This window comes from Phaeobacter inhibens DSM 16374, from assembly GCF_000473105.1.
In the GTDB taxonomy this organism is placed as follows: Bacteria; Pseudomonadota; Alphaproteobacteria; order Rhodobacterales; family Rhodobacteraceae; genus Phaeobacter; species Phaeobacter inhibens.
The window spans coordinates 1,419,317-1,433,579 of sequence record NZ_KI421498.1; the positions used below are offsets into that span (position 1 = coordinate 1,419,317).

Sequence of the window (14,263 nt, forward strand, 5' to 3'; positions counted from 1 at the left end):
TCTTATTCAGGTCGGACATGCGGATCGGCGTGACCGCACCCGAGATACAGCCCGCCAGAGCCAGACGAGAGGCCCAGTTCATGCGAATTCTGATCACCAATGACGATGGCATCAGCGCCCCCGGTCTGGCTGTTCTGGAACAGATCGCCCGCGATGTCGCGGGCCCCGACGGCGAGGTCTGGACCGTGGCGCCTGCGTTTGAACAATCAGGCGTCGGTCATTGTATCAGCTATACCCGCCCCTTCATGCTGAGCCAGCTGGGCGAGCGCCGCTTTGCCGCCGAAGGATCCCCTGCCGACTGTGTGCTGGCCGGGCTGCATGTGGTGATGAAGGACCACCTTCCGGATCTGGTGTTGTCGGGCGTAAACCGGGGCAACAATTCGGCTGAAAACGCGCTCTATTCCGGTACATTGGGCGGCGCAATGGAGGCAGCATTGCAGGGCATCCCTGCGATGGGGCTGTCGCAGTACTTCGGGCCAGAAAACAACCAGCTGGACAACCCGTTTGAAGCTGCCGCCGACCACGGCGCTGATCTCATCCGCTCAATCCTTGACACCCAACCCAACGAGGACGCGGATTACCGGTTGTTTTACAATATAAATTTCCCGCCCGTTCCCGCAGCAGATGTTAAAGGGCGACGGATCGCACCGCAGGGGTTTCGGCGTGGTAGCCATTTCTCCGCTGAGGAACAGACCTCCCCCAACGGGCGGCGTTACCTGTGGATCCGTGGCGGCAATCAGCATATCGCGACCGCCGAGGGTACGGATGCGGCGCAGAACCTGGCAGGCTATATCTCGGTCACACCGATGCGGGCAGATCTTACGGCGACGGACGCGCTGGAGCGCCTGAAGGGCATTGAATGAGCGAGCCGACTGCCGAAACCAAGATGCAGTTTCTGTTTGCCCTACGTTCGCGCGGGGTGACGGATGCGCAGGTACTGGACGCGATGGAGCAGATCGATCGCGGCCCCTTTGTGCGGGGGTTGTTCTCGGCGCGCGCCTATGAGGACATGCCGCTGCCGATAGCCTGCGGCCAGACCATTTCGCAGCCTTCGGTCGTCGGGCTTATGACCCAGGCTTTGCAGATTTCCCCCCGCGATACGGTTCTGGAAGTGGGCACCGGGTCCGGCTATCAGGCTGCGATCCTGAGCAAGCTGGCGCGGCGGGTCTATACCGTGGACCGCCATGCCCGGCTGGTGCGGGAGGCGCGGCAGATCTTTGACCAGCTGCATCTGTCCAATATCACCTCGCTGGTGGGAGACGGCAGTCACGGGTTGCCGGAGCAGGCTCCCTTTGATCGAATCATCGTGACCGCTGCCGCCGAGGATCCGCCCGGCCCACTCTTGGCGCAGCTGAAGACCGGCGGTATCATGGTTGTGCCCGTGGGGCAGTCGGACACCGTACAGACCCTGATCCGTGTTCAAAAAACCGCCAGCGGTCTCGAATACGACGAATTGCGCCCGGTGCGTTTTGTTCCCCTGCTTGAGGGGATCGGCAAAGACACGTAAGGGAGAGGCAAGACCTGCCCACCCCAAGGTTCGGGAACATCCCGAGCTGGATCACGTGGCTGGCCGACGGACTATTGGCAAGCCCCAGGGATAATGGGGGCCCGCAAGACGGGAACGGCGTTCTGAGGAGAGCGAAATGACAGTGACTGACCCCACCCGCCGCGATCGCGCGACAGGCCGCAAGGTGCTGATGGCGTTGCCTCTGGTGGCCGTGCTGGCCGCTTGCGAGGCGCCGCTTGACTACGATCTGCGCGGCCAGATCGGTGCTTTCAACACCACCAAGGCGGCCCAAACCGCCACTACCAGCCGTCCGAAACCGGATTCCAGTGGTCTGATCACCTATCCGTCCTACCAGGTGGCCGTGGCCCGGCGCGGCGATACGCTGAATGATGTGGCTGGCCGCATTGGTCTGCCCGCCAGCGAATTGGCCCGTTTCAACGGCATGAAGACGGACGATCCGCTGCGCCAGGGCGAAATCATCGCCCTACCCCGCCGGGCACCTGGCACCGCTTCAAACAGCACAGGCGGTGTGGATATCGCCTCGCTGGCGGGGGATGCGATCGACCGTGCGCCCGCCACCACGCCAAGTGCGGCAAGCACCGTCAACACCACGCCGCTGGCCCCGCAGCCCTCTGCGAGCAAGCCGCAAGTGCAGAGCGGACCGGAGCCGGTGCGCCACAAGGTGAAACGCGGCGAGACCGCCTATACCGTGTCGCGGCTTTATCAGGTGCCAGTAAAAGCGCTGGCGGAATGGAACGGTCTGGGCAGCGATTTTGCCATTCGCGAAGGGCAGTTCCTGCTGATCCCGCTGAAGGATCGCCCCGCACCGCGCAAGGAAGCCTCTGCAGCAGCCGTGCCTGCGGTTGCAACCGTCACCGCCCCTGGTGAGGGCACCAGCACACCCACCCCACCCAGCGCGACCAAGCCGCTGCCACAGGAAACCGTGGCCCCGGCAGCCGAAGCCCCCAAAGATCTTCCGAAAGTGGAAGTTCCCGCCCCCACCCGCAGCTCCAGCAGCGCGATGAGTTACCCGGTCAAGGGGAAGATCACCCGCACCTATTCCAAGGGCAAGAACGACGGCATTGATATCGCGGGGGCTGCGGGCGCACCGGTGCAGGCCGCCGATGGCGGCACCGTCGCGGCGATCACCAAGGATTCCAACAATATCCCGATCATCGTGATCCGCCACGATGCCAAGCTGCTGACGGTCTACGCCAACGTCGACAAGATCGCCGTGAACAAGGGCGATACGGTATCACGCGGCCAGACGATTGCTGCACTGCGTGATGGGCCGTCGGCCTATGTGCATTTCGAGGTTCGCAACGGCTTCGAAAGCGTCGATCCGCTGCCCTATCTGCAGTAACGTCGCCCCGGCATAACCACACCGAAAAACGGCGCCCGGGATATCCCTGAGCGCCGTTTTCTGTGTGATGTGCCGGTGGGGTGTCCCGAAGCCTCCTACGCGATCAGCTCAGGTGACTTTTACACCGTGCCGACCCGCGAGATCGGTGAAGAACTGCCACGCAACGCGCCCCGATCGCGCACCGCGTGTGGCTTGCCATTCTATCGCCTCAGCGCGCAGCTCCTGCTCCATAACCTCTACGCCATAGGCGGCGCAATAGCCTGATATCATGGACAGATATTCATCCTGATCACAGGGGTGGAAGCCGAGCCACAGCCCGAACCGATCCGAGAGCGAGACCTTTTCCTCAACCGCTTCGGAGGGGTTGATGGCGCTGGAGCGCTCATTTTCGATCATATCGCGCGGCATCAGGTGGCGGCGGTTAGAGGTGGCGTAGAACAGCACATTGTCAGGCCGCCCTTCGATGCCGCCATCCAACACCGCTTTCAGGCTTTTGTAGTGCTGATCATCATGGCCAAAGGACAGATCATCACAGAACAGGATGAAGCGTTCAGGCGCTGCCCGCAGATGGTTCAGCAGACGCGCGACCGATGGCAGATCCTCGCGCTGCAGCTCCACCAGTTTGAGTGCTGGAAACTCCGGTGACAGCTCGCCATGGATCGCCTTCACCAGGCTGGATTTCCCCATCCCACGGGCGCCCCACAGAAGCGCATTATTCGCTCCAAACCCAGCGGCAAAACGGCGGGTGTTGTCCAGCAAGGTGTCCCGTGCCCGGTCGATCCCCAAGAGCAGCTCCAGCTCAACACGGGTGACGCGGTTCACAGGCTCCAGACGGTCCGGCGCCACATGCCAGACAAAGGCAGACGCGGCACCAAAATCCGGTGCCTTCAGCGGGGCCGGTACCATCCGCTCAAGCGCATCGGCGATGCGAGTCAGGCTTGTCTCATCCATACTGTGGGCCTCCGGTTCAATGTCTGGAATATGTGAACCTGCGCGGGATCAGCTGTCCTGCGGCTCAATCATGTCAACACGGGTGGCGTGGCGACCGCCCTCGAATTCCGCATTGAGGAAGGCATCAACAATCTCAATCGCCAGGCTGTCGCCAACCACGCGCGCCCCAATCGAGAGCATATTTGCGTTGTTGTGCTGGCGGATCATCTTCGCCGAGAACGTTTCGGAGCAGACACCGCAGCGGACGCCCTTCACCTTGTTTGCAGCCATCATGATGCCCTGACCCGTCCCGCAAAGGATGATCCCGAGATCACAATCGCCTGAGGCCACGCGCTCCGCCGCAGCAGCACCGTGCTTGGGATAGTGGGTGCTCTCCGGGGTGGTGGGGCCAATATCGACGACCTCCCAGCCGTTTGCGGTGATATGGTCCGCGATGGCCTGACGCAGCTCAATCGCGGCGTGGTCGCTGGAAAGCACAACGCGGGTTGGTTTTTTCTGGTCCATGGGAGTCTCCGTCGGTGAATTACCGGGGTCAAAGCATGTTCGGGCACCGCGGGCAAGAGGCCAGCCAACAAAGGAAAAAGGCGCGCCGTTGCCAGCGCGCCTTTTGGTTATCGATTCTGGCTGTGATTACTTGACCTTACCGTCATCCTGATCGTCGTCGTCAAACTCAGCCATCAGGGGGTCATCTTCGGGATGCATATCCATCTCGTCATCGAGGTCCTCCTCGTCGTCATAGTAACCTTCGGCGCGCAACTTTGCCTCGCGGGTTTTCTCAACCCGGCGCACCAAGAGGATCGACAGTTCATAAAGACCGTAAACGACCGAGAACAGGATCCCTTGGGTGATCACATCCGGCGGGGTCACAAGCGCGGCCAGCACAAGGATCGCGACAACCGCATATTTGCGGACGCTGCCCAACCCGTCGGCGCTGACCAGACCGGCCTTGCCCATCAGGGTCAGAAGCACCGGCAGCTGGAAGCACAGGCCAAAGGCCATGATGAACTTCAGCGTGATATCCAGTGACTCGTTCACCTTACCAAAGAAGGTGATCCGCACCCCTTCGGTGGTTTCCGGCACCACGGCGGCATCGGCTGGCAGGCTGCTCACCGCGCCAGACATCAGATTGGCAAAGATCGATGACACATCGGCAAAGCCAAGGAAGAAAGCCATCGCCAGCGGTGTCACCACGAAATGGGCAAAGCTGGCCCCCAAGAGGAACATCATCGGCGAGGCGATGAGGAAGGGCAGAAACGCATTCTTCTCCGTCTTGTAGAGCCCCGGTGCCACAAAGCGCCAGAGCTGGAAGCCAATCACCGGAAACGACAGTGCAAAGCCAAACACCATGGAGATGCGGAACAGCGTGAACAGATACTCCTGCGGGCTGGTGTATTGCAGAGTCGGCGACGGGTCGCCGAGGTTCCGCAGGGTTTCCTCAATCGGGCCAAGCAGGAACTGCAGGATCGGTTCTGCAACAGTGAAGGCCAGCACAATGCCGACGATGAACGCGCCCACCGCCCGGATCAGGCGGGTGCGCAATTCGGCAAGATGCTCAATCAGCGGCGCTGTGCTGTCGTCGATATCTTCAGACGCGCTCATGTCTTGGTCTCACTTTCCGGCGTTGTCGGCGTGTCCGGGGCTGCCAAAGCCGCCTCCGCCTCAGCCGCCTTGGCCTGCGCCTCGGCTGCCTCGCGTGCCTTTCGGTCTGCCGCAGCACGGGCCGTGGCAGCTTGGATTTTCTTCGCGTCTTCCGCCCGTTCAGCAGCCAGTTTCCCGGTTTCGCTGTCGGGGTCGAATTTGGTCGGGTCAATCGACTTGGCCATATCCTGTGCCGCTTGTTTGACCCCATCCATAGCGGTGTTCATCGGATTGGCTGCCGCCTTCAAACCCTTGGCCATGTCGTTGACGCCAGCCTCGTCTGCCGCGTCGTTCATGGCTCGGCTGAATTCACGCGCCATGCCCTTCGCCTTACCCACGAACCGTCCGACATTGCGGAACAAAACCGGCAGGTCCTTGGGCCCGACAACAATCAGCGCCACAACGCCGATAACCATGAGTTCGGTCCACCCAAGATCAAACATCGCGGCTTAGACCTTGTCTTTTTCGGTCTCGGGGGTCACGTCGCGCGCGGCCTCTGCGGTGTTCTCTTCTTCCAGTTCCTTGGTACTGTCGTTGACGCCTTTCTTGAAGGCGGTGATGCCTTTGCCGACTTCGCCCATCAGCGACGAAATCTTGCCGCGGCCAAACAGGACCAGCACGACAACAGCGATGAGCAGCAGGCCCGGAAGGCCGATATTGTTAAGCATGAGAATGTTTCCTTCTGCGTGCGGACCCGGTGATGGACCGCAGATGTCATTTGATGACGGTTTTACGCCCCCGCCCCGGCGCGGCAAAGATCTGAGCCCTTACGTGATGGGCGAAATCTACTCAAAAACGCGTTTTCTTGGCAGGGCGCGTATCCAACTGACAGGTTTATGTCAGTTGGATAGCGGTATTGCCAGTACATCACAGCGAATAGGAGACAAGTGATGGATAAACATGTGGCAGAGATCGTGACCTTTCATCTAGCCGAGGGCATCAAGGCAGCTGATTTCGTGGCGCTGATGCAGCGCACCGAGGGTTTTGTGCGCGCTCAATCCGGCTTTTTGCATCGTCAGCTGACCAAGGGCGCAGATGGCAGCTGGACTGACTACGTGGTGTGGAAGGACATGGCCACAGCGCAGGAGGTGGCCAAGAGTTTCATGACGCAGGATTTCTCGGCGGAGGTGATGGCGGCGATTGCGCCTGACACGGCCAAGATGCGGCATGAGGACGTGCTCTGGTCGATGGCCAGCTAGGCTCAGGCAACTTTGAGGCTCCTGGGGCTGGGCGGGTGGTCTTGACCTCCTGCCCTGCCCGTATCAAGGCTAGGCCATGCGCCGTACTGACCGCCTTTTTGATATTATCCAGATCCTGCGCGACGGCAATTTGCACCGCGCGCAGGACATTGCTGAACGGCTGGAGGTATCCACCCGAACAATCTACCGCGACATGGATACGCTGGTGGCCAGCGGTGTGCCGGTCGAAGGCGCGCGCGGGGTCGGCTATATGGTGCGCGAGGCAATCACCCTGCCGCCCCTCACACTCACCAGCGAGGAGTTGGAGGCGCTGAACCTTGGCATGGCGATTGTTGCCGAGGCTGCCGACCCGGATCTGAAGGCTGCCGCCGAAAGGCTCGCTGCCAAGGTGGATGCGGTATTGCCAGAGCGCACTATCGCCGAAGCCGATGCCTGGAAATTTGCAGTCTACCCCTTTGCCAATGTGGCGCGGGGATTTACCCAGATGCCCACACTGCGCGCAGCGATCAAGGCGCGCCAGAAGCTGCATCTGACCTACAGACGCATTGATGACGCGCTGACCGAACGGGTCATCCGCCCGCTGCATATGGAATATTGGGGGCGGGTCTGGACCCTCACTGCCTGGTGCGAGACACGGGAGGATTTCAGGGTATTTCGGGTTGATCTGATTGAGGCGGCCACGCCCTTACCGGAACTCTTCGTGGATGAACCGGGCAAGCGGTTGATGGATTATCAGCCCTATGCCGACACGTCCGCGCCGGGCTGATCCGCCGCGTCAGCTGCCAGTCGGGAAAACGAAACAGCGGTTGCGGCGCACAGTCAGCCACATCACCCGTCCGGCATCCGGCAAGAAGACATTCGGTACCGTCGCCTTCAACACGCTGCCGTCAAAATCCATGCAAAACTCAACCAGGCTCTCATGTCCGAGGAAGCGGGCCCGCTTGACCACGCCGCGCGCTGCAACCCCATCGCTGGGCGTCGGATGCGGACCGCGCCCGTTGCGGTCAAAATCAATGCGCAGATGCTGCGGGCGGAACACGATGTCTACCTTGGTGCCATCCGGCACGCCGGGAGCCAGAAACTGGCCAAATGGGGTTTCGGCAAGCGCCCCGTTCACCTCGGCATGCAGGACATTGGTATCGCTGAAAAACCCCACTGCCGCGCGGTCCGCCGGCCGGGTATAGACATTATAGGGCGCGCCCTGCTGTACAATTTTTCCGGATCGCATCAGCGCGATCTCATCAGCCATCCGCATCGCCTCTTCCGGTTCATGAGTGACCAGCAAGACGGCGGCGTCCTCTTCCTTTAGCAGTGTCAGAGTTTCGTCACGAATGCCGTCGCGCAGGCGATTGTCCAACCCGGAAAACGGCTCATCCATCAGCATGATCCGCGGCTTGGGCGCCAGCGCGCGGGCCAGCGCCACGCGCTGCTGTTCACCGCCGGACAGCTGATGCGGGAATTCATCAATATACTGAGAGAGAGAGACCTTTCGCAGCAACTCTTCGACGCGGGCGCGTTTTTCGTCCTTGCTGCCCTTTAGGCCGAAGGCAACATTGTCGGCAACGCTCAGATGCGGAAACAGCGCAAAGTCCTGAAACATCAAACCGATCTCACGACGCTCCGGCGGCACGCGAAACACGGTATCGCAGATCAGCTTGCCATCGACATAGATCTCGCCGCTGTCCTGCATCTCCACCCCGGCGATCATCCGCAACGTGGTGGATTTTCCGCATCCCGACGGACCAAGCAGGCAGGTCACCTGCCCGGCCTGTATCTGCAACGACACATCATCCACCACCGCGCGCCCATCAAAGAACCGCCGCAGATTGCGAATTTCGAGACGTGGCGCAGGGGCAGACGCGCTGTTGGTGCCAAGCATCGGATCAGGGGGAGAGGATGTCATGCGACCTCGTTATTCATGTCCGACCTAAATGATCGGGCTTAGCCCGCAGATATCAACCCCACTGTTCCCATGCAAGAGAGCGGGATACCGCGCAACAGCCAGAGCGGCCCCCATATGTCATGACAGATCAGGCCCAAAGCCCCATCAGCCGTCGCGTTGATCCAGAAGATCGAACGTCAGCTCAGCGCGCGCCCGGCCATTGACCAGCAGCTCAAGCCGATGGTTACCCGGCACCAAAGTAAAGGTGCTGGCCCCGGCTTTCAGCGGATGACGTTTACTAAGGCGCGTGCTGCCGTCGGTCAGGACCGTTTGTTTCAACTTAAACACCTTGGCTGATAATTTGCCGCCGGGGCGCTGGAAATGCAGCCGATAATCCACCAGCACGGGGGCGCCGGGGGCGCCGTCCAGATGGCAGTCAAATTGCAGAGCACCGCCAATATGCACAGGGTCATCGCGCAGCGTCAGCGTTGCGGCGAGAGGCATGTCCGGGTCATACCCCAGCATCTGCATCGCGCCGCTGTGCCCCGCCTTCACCAACCCACGCAGCGCATGGGCTGTCATCCAGGCCAGCTCTTGCGGGCGCTGACGGCCTGCCGCCTGCCAGCTGCGCAGCCGATCCAGCACCAGCTCCGGATCCTTTTTCGAGATATCGTTGAGGTGATTGGCCACTGAACGCGTCACATAGCGGGTCGGGTCAGCGTGGAGCTGATCCAGCAGCGGCAAGGGCTGCACCAATGAGAGCGGAACCGATTGGCCCCAAGGCAGCCTTGGCCGGGTGCCTTCGCTGACCAGCCGCCGAACGTGGTAGTTCTCACTGGTGGCCCAGCGCTGCATCACGGACAATGTCTGATCGGTCCAATGGGAGAGGAACGGCCGGATGGCCCATTCCATGGAAAACCGCTGGGTGATCTCCGACAGCAGCTGCAGCGACAGGTCCGGTGCGGCCTCCAGCCCCCGCAGAACCACAAACTCCCCCAGCGGCGCAAAGATGAAATCGCCGAAATCATCATCCGACAGGCTGGGATCCAGTGGCGGCGGCAGTGCTCGCCGCAGAACGGGTGCAGCGGTCTCCAGATCAGCAGGCAGATGACCGGCCAGCACCTCTGCAATCAGGCTGATGCGCTCCTTCAGCTCCAGATCCGGAAGCCGAGCCATCACCTCAGCCTCAAAGCCCGTAGCGTCAAATTCGGAATCCGCCGCCGCGAAAAGGCCCGCCAGATAACGGGTCTTCTCCTGATTAAACAGTTGATCCTTCAATGAGAAACCGGATGCCATCTGCCCACCCCGTCAAATGGTCATATTGGTGGCACCGCCATCCAGCAGGATGTTCTGACCAATAATGAAACCCGCATGCTGTGAGCAGAGGAAGGCGCAAGTGGCCCCAAACTCCTGCCGCGTACCGTAGCGACCGGCAGGAATGCTCGCGGCGCGCTGTTCAGCGGCCTGTTCAAGGGAAATCCCCTGCTGCTGGGCCACACCGGTATCCAGCGAGACCGCTCGATCCGTGGCGTGGATGCCGGGCAGCAGGTTGTTGATGGTCACGCCCTGCGCCGCGACCTGACGGGAAGTGCCTGCTACATAGCCGGTAAGCCCGGTACGTGCCGCATTCGAGAGGCCCAGAACCGGGATTGGAGCCTTCACCGATTGTGACGTGATATTGACCACCCGGCCCCAGCCGCGCTCCATCATGCCGGGGACCAGCGCCTTGATCAGCGCGATGGGCGTCAGCATGTTGGCATCCAGCGCCTTGATAAAATCTTCGCGCCCCCAATCGGACCACAGCCCCGGCGGCGGACCGCCTGCGTTGGTCACCAGAATATCCACGCCCTCGGCGGCAGCGATGACCTTGGCCTGCCCCGCCTCGGTTGTGACATCAGCCGCGATGGCTTCCACATTGACGCCATGAGCATCCCGGATTGACTGAGCCGAGGCCAGAAGCGCCTCCGCCCCCCGCGCGTTCATCACCAGATCCACCCCGGCCTCAGCCAGGGCCTCCGCACAGCCGAGACCCAGTCCCTTGCTGCTGGCGCAGACCAATGCCCGCTTTCCCGCCAATCCCAAATCCATGATATATCTCCCTGTTGCGCCGCGATATCGTGCTCCGGCCATGCAGTTTATAGGCCGGGATCATACACCGTTTTTGTCGCGGCGGAGCTTGCACCCTTGTCCCGGTATTGGCCAGCCCAAACACCAATCGCAGGTGCCGATGCTGCCGCGAAACGGTCTGCGCCCTGCGCGTGGCCGTCTTTCGGTTCTGCTGGCTTCGCAAAACCACCCCCGTCTGGTCCGCATCTCGCCACATTTCCCGACAAAATGGGAGATCACACGCGCAGGACGCGCGCCGCTATTGGTTAGGTTATCCATGCTGACACAGCTGCATCAGACCCCCGTCGCTGCCCAAACGCTACCGGTGTTCGCGGCGGCTGATTTCTGCGTCGAAATTGGGGCCAATATGGGCGACAGCCTGGGGGTCTACGACGATCTGCAACTGGATGATGTCTATCAGCTGACCCGCAACACCCCACCTCGCCAGATTGGTTTGACAGCGCGCCCGGATGGGCGGCTTGCCCTGGATGAGGGGACCGCAACCGGCACCCCGGGTGCGCGCCTGCATCTTGATTGCCTGCTGACACTAATGCCCGATATTGGCGCCAATGTTGAGGCTCTGGTCATAGTCGAGGTTGACGAAGATGGGTTGATCGCTGCGATCTATTTGTTGCCGCTTTCGCCACTGCGCCAGCAGACCGGTTATACGCTGGTGCGCAAGACACGCGAGGGCACACGTCAGCGGCTCGCGCAGCTGGCCTGCGTCTCCTTCACGCGCGGCACCCATATTACCCTGGACACTGGCGCCCAGCGGCCGATTGAGGACCTTGTGGTCGGTGACCGGGTTCTGACGCGCGATGACGGTGCCCAAGACGTGCGCTGGATCGGCCAATGTACAAGCCGCGCTGTCGGTGAAATGGCCCCGATCCTGATCCGGGCCGGCGCGCTCAACAATGAAAATGATCTCCTGGTCAGCCCGGACCACCGATTGTTGGTGCATCCCCGCCGCGACATCCGCCGCAGGGGCCGCCCTGATCATCTGGTTCGGGCGAGAGAGCTGGTGAACGGGATTGATATCTTTGAACAAAGTGGCGGCTTTGTGGATTACTTCCAGCTGTTATTCGATCGCCATCAGATCGTATTCGCCGAAGGGATCGCCGCTGAAAGCCTCCTGCTCAACCCCTTGACGCGTGCCGCGCTGCCGCAGGAAAACCTGAGCCGGACGCCGGGCCTGTTGCTGGGCCATCAGCGGGTGGCCTCTGGCCTTGATATTCGACCGGCGCTGATGGAACGCGGTCAGGCCGTAGCCGGGTTGAAGCGCCGCGTCATGTGACCGCCCGCTTCCAATTTGCGCGATCTGTAGGAGGCCACCGGTCCAACGGCGAATGCGCATGGCCTCAACAGATGCTGAAAAATTCAGCACGCGGGGGCGAGAATTTACGATTTTTGATGGAAGTCCCCGTGATAATTCCAACACATGGGCCAAACGCCCCGATGTGGAATTTATGGAACTTTGCCTGACTATGACGAAACGAGACCTTGTGCAGCGCTGGTTTTCCGAGGTTTGGGAAAATCGCGACATGTCCACATTTGCCGAGATGCTTGCCCCCTCACTCGAGAATACGGAACTGCTGGATGGGCTGACCAACCCGCGCAAGGATTATCCTGTCCTGATTGAGGTTGTTCACAAGCTGGCGGGTGAGTTGCGGGTGCAGATACTGCATTACATGGAAGATGGCGACTGGACCTCTACGCGCTACCTGCTGACATCCGATGGCCCGGACGGGATCACACCTGTTCATGCTGAGGGGATCATGATGATTCGTTTTGAAGGCGACAGGATCGCCGAACTGACGTCCCGGTTTGACGCCTTCGCCTTCTTTGAGCAGCTGGGGCAACTGCCCGCAGATGCAATGCCAGCCTGTCTCGCCGGGCAGGCCCTGATCTGGGATTGAAACACCGGCCCCGATTGTCTGCAATGCAAAGGGGGCCTGCCCCCTGTTTTTCTTGCCTCGGCGCGCCATCCTGATATACGCGCGCTCATGCTCGATACCGTCCCAAACCGCCCCGACCTGCCGGCTGAAATCGCCCGGCGCCGCACCTTTGCGATCATCTCGCATCCGGATGCCGGTAAAACCACGCTGACTGAGAAGTTCCTGCTTTATGGTGGTGCTATTCAGATGGCCGGTCAGGTGCGCGCCAAGGGTGAGGCCCGGCGTACGCGCTCAGACTTCATGCAGATGGAGAAGGATCGCGGCATTTCCGTTTCGGCCTCCGCGATGTCGTTTGACTACGCCAACTACCGCTTCAACCTGGTGGACACGCCCGGTCACTCCGACTTTTCGGAAGATACCTATCGCACGCTGACAGCGGTGGATGCGGCCGTCATGGTCATCGACGGTGCCAAAGGTGTGGAAAGCCAGACCCAGAAACTTTTTGAGGTCTGCCGCCTGCGGGATCTGCCGATCCTGACCTTCTGTAACAAGATGGACCGCGAAAGCCGCGACACGTTTGAGATCATTGATGAGATTCAGCAGAACCTCGCGATTGACGTGACACCTGCCAGCTGGCCTATCGGCGTCGGTCGCGATTTCATCGGCTGTTACGACATGCTGCGCGACCGGCTGGAACTGATGGACCGCGCGGATCGCAACAAAATCGCCGAGAGCATTGAGATCAACGGTCTGGACGATCCCCAACTGGCCGAGCACGTACCGGAACACCTGCTGGAAAAGCTGCTTGAAGAGGTCGAAATGGCCCGTGAGCTGCTGCCGACACTTGATCCGCAGTCGGTTCTTGAAGGTCACATGACCCCGATCTGGTTCGGCTCCGCGATCAACTCCTTTGGCGTCAAGGAGTTGATGGACGGCATCAGCACCTATGGTCCTGAACCCCAGCCCCAAAATGCGCAGCCCCGCGAGATCGCACCGGACGAAACCAAAGTCGCCGGTTTTGTGTTCAAGGTGCAAGCCAATATGGACCCCAAGCACCGCGACCGCGTGGCCTTTGTCCGGCTGGCCTCAGGCCATTTCAAACGCGGCATGAAGCTTACACATGTACGCAGCAAGAAACCCATGGCGATTTCCAACCCGGTCCTGTTCCTGGCCTCAGATCGCGAATTGGCGGAGGAAGCCTGGGCCGGGGATATCATCGGTATCCCAAACCATGGCCAGTTGCGCATTGGTGACACTTTGACCGAAGGTGAGGCGCTGCGCGTAAGTGGCATCCCCTCCTTTGCGCCAGAACTGTTGCAGGGCGTACGCGCGGGCGACCCGATGAAGGCCAAGCATCTGGAAAAGGCACTGATGCAGTTCGCCGAGGAAGGTGCTGCCAAGGTGTTCAAACCCTCAATCGGATCCGGCTTTATCGTTGGCGTCGTCGGTCAATTGCAATTCGAAGTGCTCGCCAGTCGGATCGAAATGGAATACGGCCTGCCGGTCCGCTTCGAGGCCTCTCAATTCACCTCAGCCCGCTGGGTCAACGGTGACAAGCTGGCGCTGGACAAGTTCATCAACACCAACAAACAGCACATCGCCTATGACAATGATGGAGACGTCGTCTATCTGACGCGGCTTCAGTGGGATATCGACCGGGTCGAGCGCGATTATCCGGACTTGAAACTGACCGCGACCAAGGAGATGATGGTCTAAGACCCG

The 14,263-nt window shown here is 60.7% G+C and carries 16 protein-coding genes; 8 read left to right on the forward strand and 8 right to left on the reverse strand.

The window, feature by feature from the left end:
• Positions 1 to 80: 80 nt before the first annotated feature.
• The 3 genes from surE (at position 81) to INHI_RS0110500 (ending at position 2,870) form a co-directional block, all read left to right on the forward strand.
• Complete coding sequence (gene surE / locus INHI_RS0110490; protein ID WP_027247614.1) at positions 81 to 863, forward strand: 5'/3'-nucleotidase SurE; 783 nt, start codon at positions 81 to 83, stop codon at positions 861 to 863.
• A complete protein-coding gene (locus INHI_RS0110495) occupies positions 860 to 1,507 on the forward strand; it encodes a protein-L-isoaspartate(D-aspartate) O-methyltransferase (protein ID WP_014874191.1) in 648 nt (215 codons plus the stop codon). The genes surE and INHI_RS0110495 overlap by 4 nt, the downstream gene beginning before the upstream one ends.
• 136 nt (positions 1,508 to 1,643) lie before the next feature.
• The gene (locus tag INHI_RS0110500; RefSeq protein WP_027247615.1) at positions 1,644 to 2,870 is read left to right on the forward strand and encodes a peptidoglycan DD-metalloendopeptidase family protein; all 1,227 of its coding nucleotides are present in this window, start codon (positions 1,644 to 1,646) and stop codon (positions 2,868 to 2,870) included.
• A 108-nt stretch (positions 2,871 to 2,978) separates the two neighbouring features.
• Here INHI_RS0110500 and INHI_RS0110505 read toward each other — a convergent pair whose 3' ends face one another.
• From INHI_RS0110505 to tatA, 5 genes are all read right to left on the reverse strand, one after another.
• Entirely contained in the window at positions 2,979 to 3,821 is an 843-nt protein-coding gene (locus tag INHI_RS0110505) for an ATP-binding protein (protein ID WP_027247616.1), read from the reverse strand.
• A 48-nt stretch (positions 3,822 to 3,869) separates the two neighbouring features.
• Positions 3,870 to 4,325, reverse strand: a complete 456-nt coding sequence (rpiB, locus tag INHI_RS0110510) for a ribose 5-phosphate isomerase B (protein WP_027247617.1) — start codon at positions 4,323 to 4,325, stop codon at positions 3,870 to 3,872.
• A 126-nt stretch (positions 4,326 to 4,451) separates the two neighbouring features.
• Positions 4,452 to 5,420, reverse strand: a complete 969-nt coding sequence (gene tatC, locus INHI_RS0110515; RefSeq protein WP_027247618.1) for a twin-arginine translocase subunit TatC — start codon at positions 5,418 to 5,420, stop codon at positions 4,452 to 4,454.
• Positions 5,417 to 5,902 carry a Sec-independent protein translocase protein TatB gene (tatB, locus tag INHI_RS0110520; RefSeq protein ID WP_027247619.1) on the reverse strand — a complete coding sequence of 162 codons (486 nt, stop codon included), beginning with the start codon at positions 5,900 to 5,902 and terminating at the stop codon, positions 5,417 to 5,419. Before tatB ends, tatC begins: the two co-directional genes overlap by 4 nt.
• Positions 5,903 to 5,908: 6 nt before the next feature.
• Positions 5,909 to 6,127 carry a twin-arginine translocase TatA/TatE family subunit gene (gene tatA / locus INHI_RS0110525; protein WP_014874185.1) on the reverse strand — a complete coding sequence of 73 codons (219 nt, stop codon included), beginning with the start codon at positions 6,125 to 6,127 and terminating at the stop codon, positions 5,909 to 5,911.
• Between the two features lie 222 nt (positions 6,128 to 6,349).
• On the opposite strand from tatA, the gene INHI_RS0110530 reads away from it, so the two are divergent.
• Positions 6,350 to 6,658 carry a hypothetical protein gene (locus INHI_RS0110530; protein WP_014879614.1) on the forward strand — a complete coding sequence of 103 codons (309 nt, stop codon included), beginning with the start codon at positions 6,350 to 6,352 and terminating at the stop codon, positions 6,656 to 6,658.
• A 76-nt stretch (positions 6,659 to 6,734) separates the two neighbouring features.
• Positions 6,735 to 7,424, forward strand: coding sequence for a helix-turn-helix transcriptional regulator (locus INHI_RS0110535; protein ID WP_014879613.1), 690 nt, complete (start codon positions 6,735 to 6,737; stop codon positions 7,422 to 7,424).
• A gap of 9 nt (positions 7,425 to 7,433) precedes the next feature.
• On the opposite strand, the gene INHI_RS0110540 is transcribed toward INHI_RS0110535, so the two are convergent.
• From INHI_RS0110540 to INHI_RS0110550, 3 genes are all read right to left on the reverse strand, one after another.
• Positions 7,434 to 8,561: an ABC transporter ATP-binding protein gene (locus tag INHI_RS0110540; RefSeq protein ID WP_027247620.1), complete on the reverse strand. Its 1,128-nt coding sequence runs from the start codon at positions 8,559 to 8,561 to the stop codon at positions 7,434 to 7,436.
• Between the two features lie 144 nt (positions 8,562 to 8,705).
• Positions 8,706 to 9,836 (reverse strand): YhaZ family DNA alkylation repair protein, encoded by a 1,131-nt coding sequence (locus INHI_RS0110545; protein WP_027247621.1) that lies wholly within the window; start codon positions 9,834 to 9,836, stop codon positions 8,706 to 8,708.
• A gap of 12 nt (positions 9,837 to 9,848) precedes the next feature.
• Complete coding sequence (locus INHI_RS0110550; protein ID WP_014879610.1) at positions 9,849 to 10,628, reverse strand: SDR family oxidoreductase; 780 nt, start codon at positions 10,626 to 10,628, stop codon at positions 9,849 to 9,851.
• A 295-nt stretch (positions 10,629 to 10,923) separates the two neighbouring features.
• Between INHI_RS0110550 and INHI_RS0110555 the strand changes: the two genes are divergently transcribed.
• From INHI_RS0110555 to INHI_RS0110565, 3 genes are all read left to right on the forward strand, one after another.
• Entirely contained in the window at positions 10,924 to 11,940 is a 1,017-nt protein-coding gene (locus INHI_RS0110555; protein WP_027247622.1) for a Hint domain-containing protein, read from the forward strand.
• A gap of 190 nt (positions 11,941 to 12,130) precedes the next feature.
• Positions 12,131 to 12,562: an ester cyclase gene (locus INHI_RS0110560; RefSeq protein ID WP_081698721.1), complete on the forward strand. Its 432-nt coding sequence runs from the start codon at positions 12,131 to 12,133 to the stop codon at positions 12,560 to 12,562.
• Between the two features lie 87 nt (positions 12,563 to 12,649).
• Positions 12,650 to 14,257 (forward strand): peptide chain release factor 3, encoded by a 1,608-nt coding sequence (locus INHI_RS0110565; protein WP_027247624.1) that lies wholly within the window; start codon positions 12,650 to 12,652, stop codon positions 14,255 to 14,257.
• Positions 14,258 to 14,263 lie beyond the last annotated feature (6 nt).

Excerpts from the sequence above, each read along its gene's own strand:
- INHI_RS0110550 (WP_014879610.1), bottom strand. The coding sequence starts at position 10,628 with ATGGATTTGGGATTGGCGGGAAAGCGGGCATTGGTCTGCGCCAGCAGC.
- surE (WP_027247614.1), top strand. The coding sequence starts at position 81 with ATGCGAATTCTGATCACCAATGACGATGGCATCAGCGCCCCCGGTCTG.
- rpiB (WP_027247617.1), bottom strand. The coding sequence starts at position 4,325 with ATGGACCAGAAAAAACCAACCCGCGTTGTGCTTTCCAGCGACCACGCC.
- INHI_RS0110505 (WP_027247616.1), bottom strand. The coding sequence starts at position 3,821 with ATGGATGAGACAAGCCTGACTCGCATCGCCGATGCGCTTGAGCGGATG.
- INHI_RS0110560 (WP_081698721.1), top strand. The coding sequence starts at position 12,131 with ATGACGAAACGAGACCTTGTGCAGCGCTGGTTTTCCGAGGTTTGGGAA.
- INHI_RS0110540 (WP_027247620.1), bottom strand. The coding sequence starts at position 8,561 with ATGACATCCTCTCCCCCTGATCCGATGCTTGGCACCAACAGCGCGTCT.
- INHI_RS0110535 (WP_014879613.1), top strand. The coding sequence starts at position 6,735 with ATGCGCCGTACTGACCGCCTTTTTGATATTATCCAGATCCTGCGCGAC.
- INHI_RS0110500 (WP_027247615.1), top strand. The coding sequence starts at position 1,644 with ATGACAGTGACTGACCCCACCCGCCGCGATCGCGCGACAGGCCGCAAG.
- tatC (WP_027247618.1), bottom strand. The coding sequence starts at position 5,420 with ATGAGCGCGTCTGAAGATATCGACGACAGCACAGCGCCGCTGATTGAG.
- tatB (WP_027247619.1), bottom strand. The coding sequence starts at position 5,902 with ATGTTTGATCTTGGGTGGACCGAACTCATGGTTATCGGCGTTGTGGCG.
- INHI_RS0110495 (WP_014874191.1), top strand. The coding sequence starts at position 860 with ATGAGCGAGCCGACTGCCGAAACCAAGATGCAGTTTCTGTTTGCCCTA.
- INHI_RS0110530 (WP_014879614.1), top strand. The coding sequence starts at position 6,350 with ATGGATAAACATGTGGCAGAGATCGTGACCTTTCATCTAGCCGAGGGC.
- INHI_RS0110545 (WP_027247621.1), bottom strand. The coding sequence starts at position 9,836 with ATGGCATCCGGTTTCTCATTGAAGGATCAACTGTTTAATCAGGAGAAG.
- tatA (WP_014874185.1), bottom strand. The coding sequence starts at position 6,127 with ATGCTTAACAATATCGGCCTTCCGGGCCTGCTGCTCATCGCTGTTGTC.
- INHI_RS0110565 (WP_027247624.1), top strand. The coding sequence starts at position 12,650 with ATGCTCGATACCGTCCCAAACCGCCCCGACCTGCCGGCTGAAATCGCC.
- INHI_RS0110555 (WP_027247622.1), top strand. The coding sequence starts at position 10,924 with ATGCTGACACAGCTGCATCAGACCCCCGTCGCTGCCCAAACGCTACCG.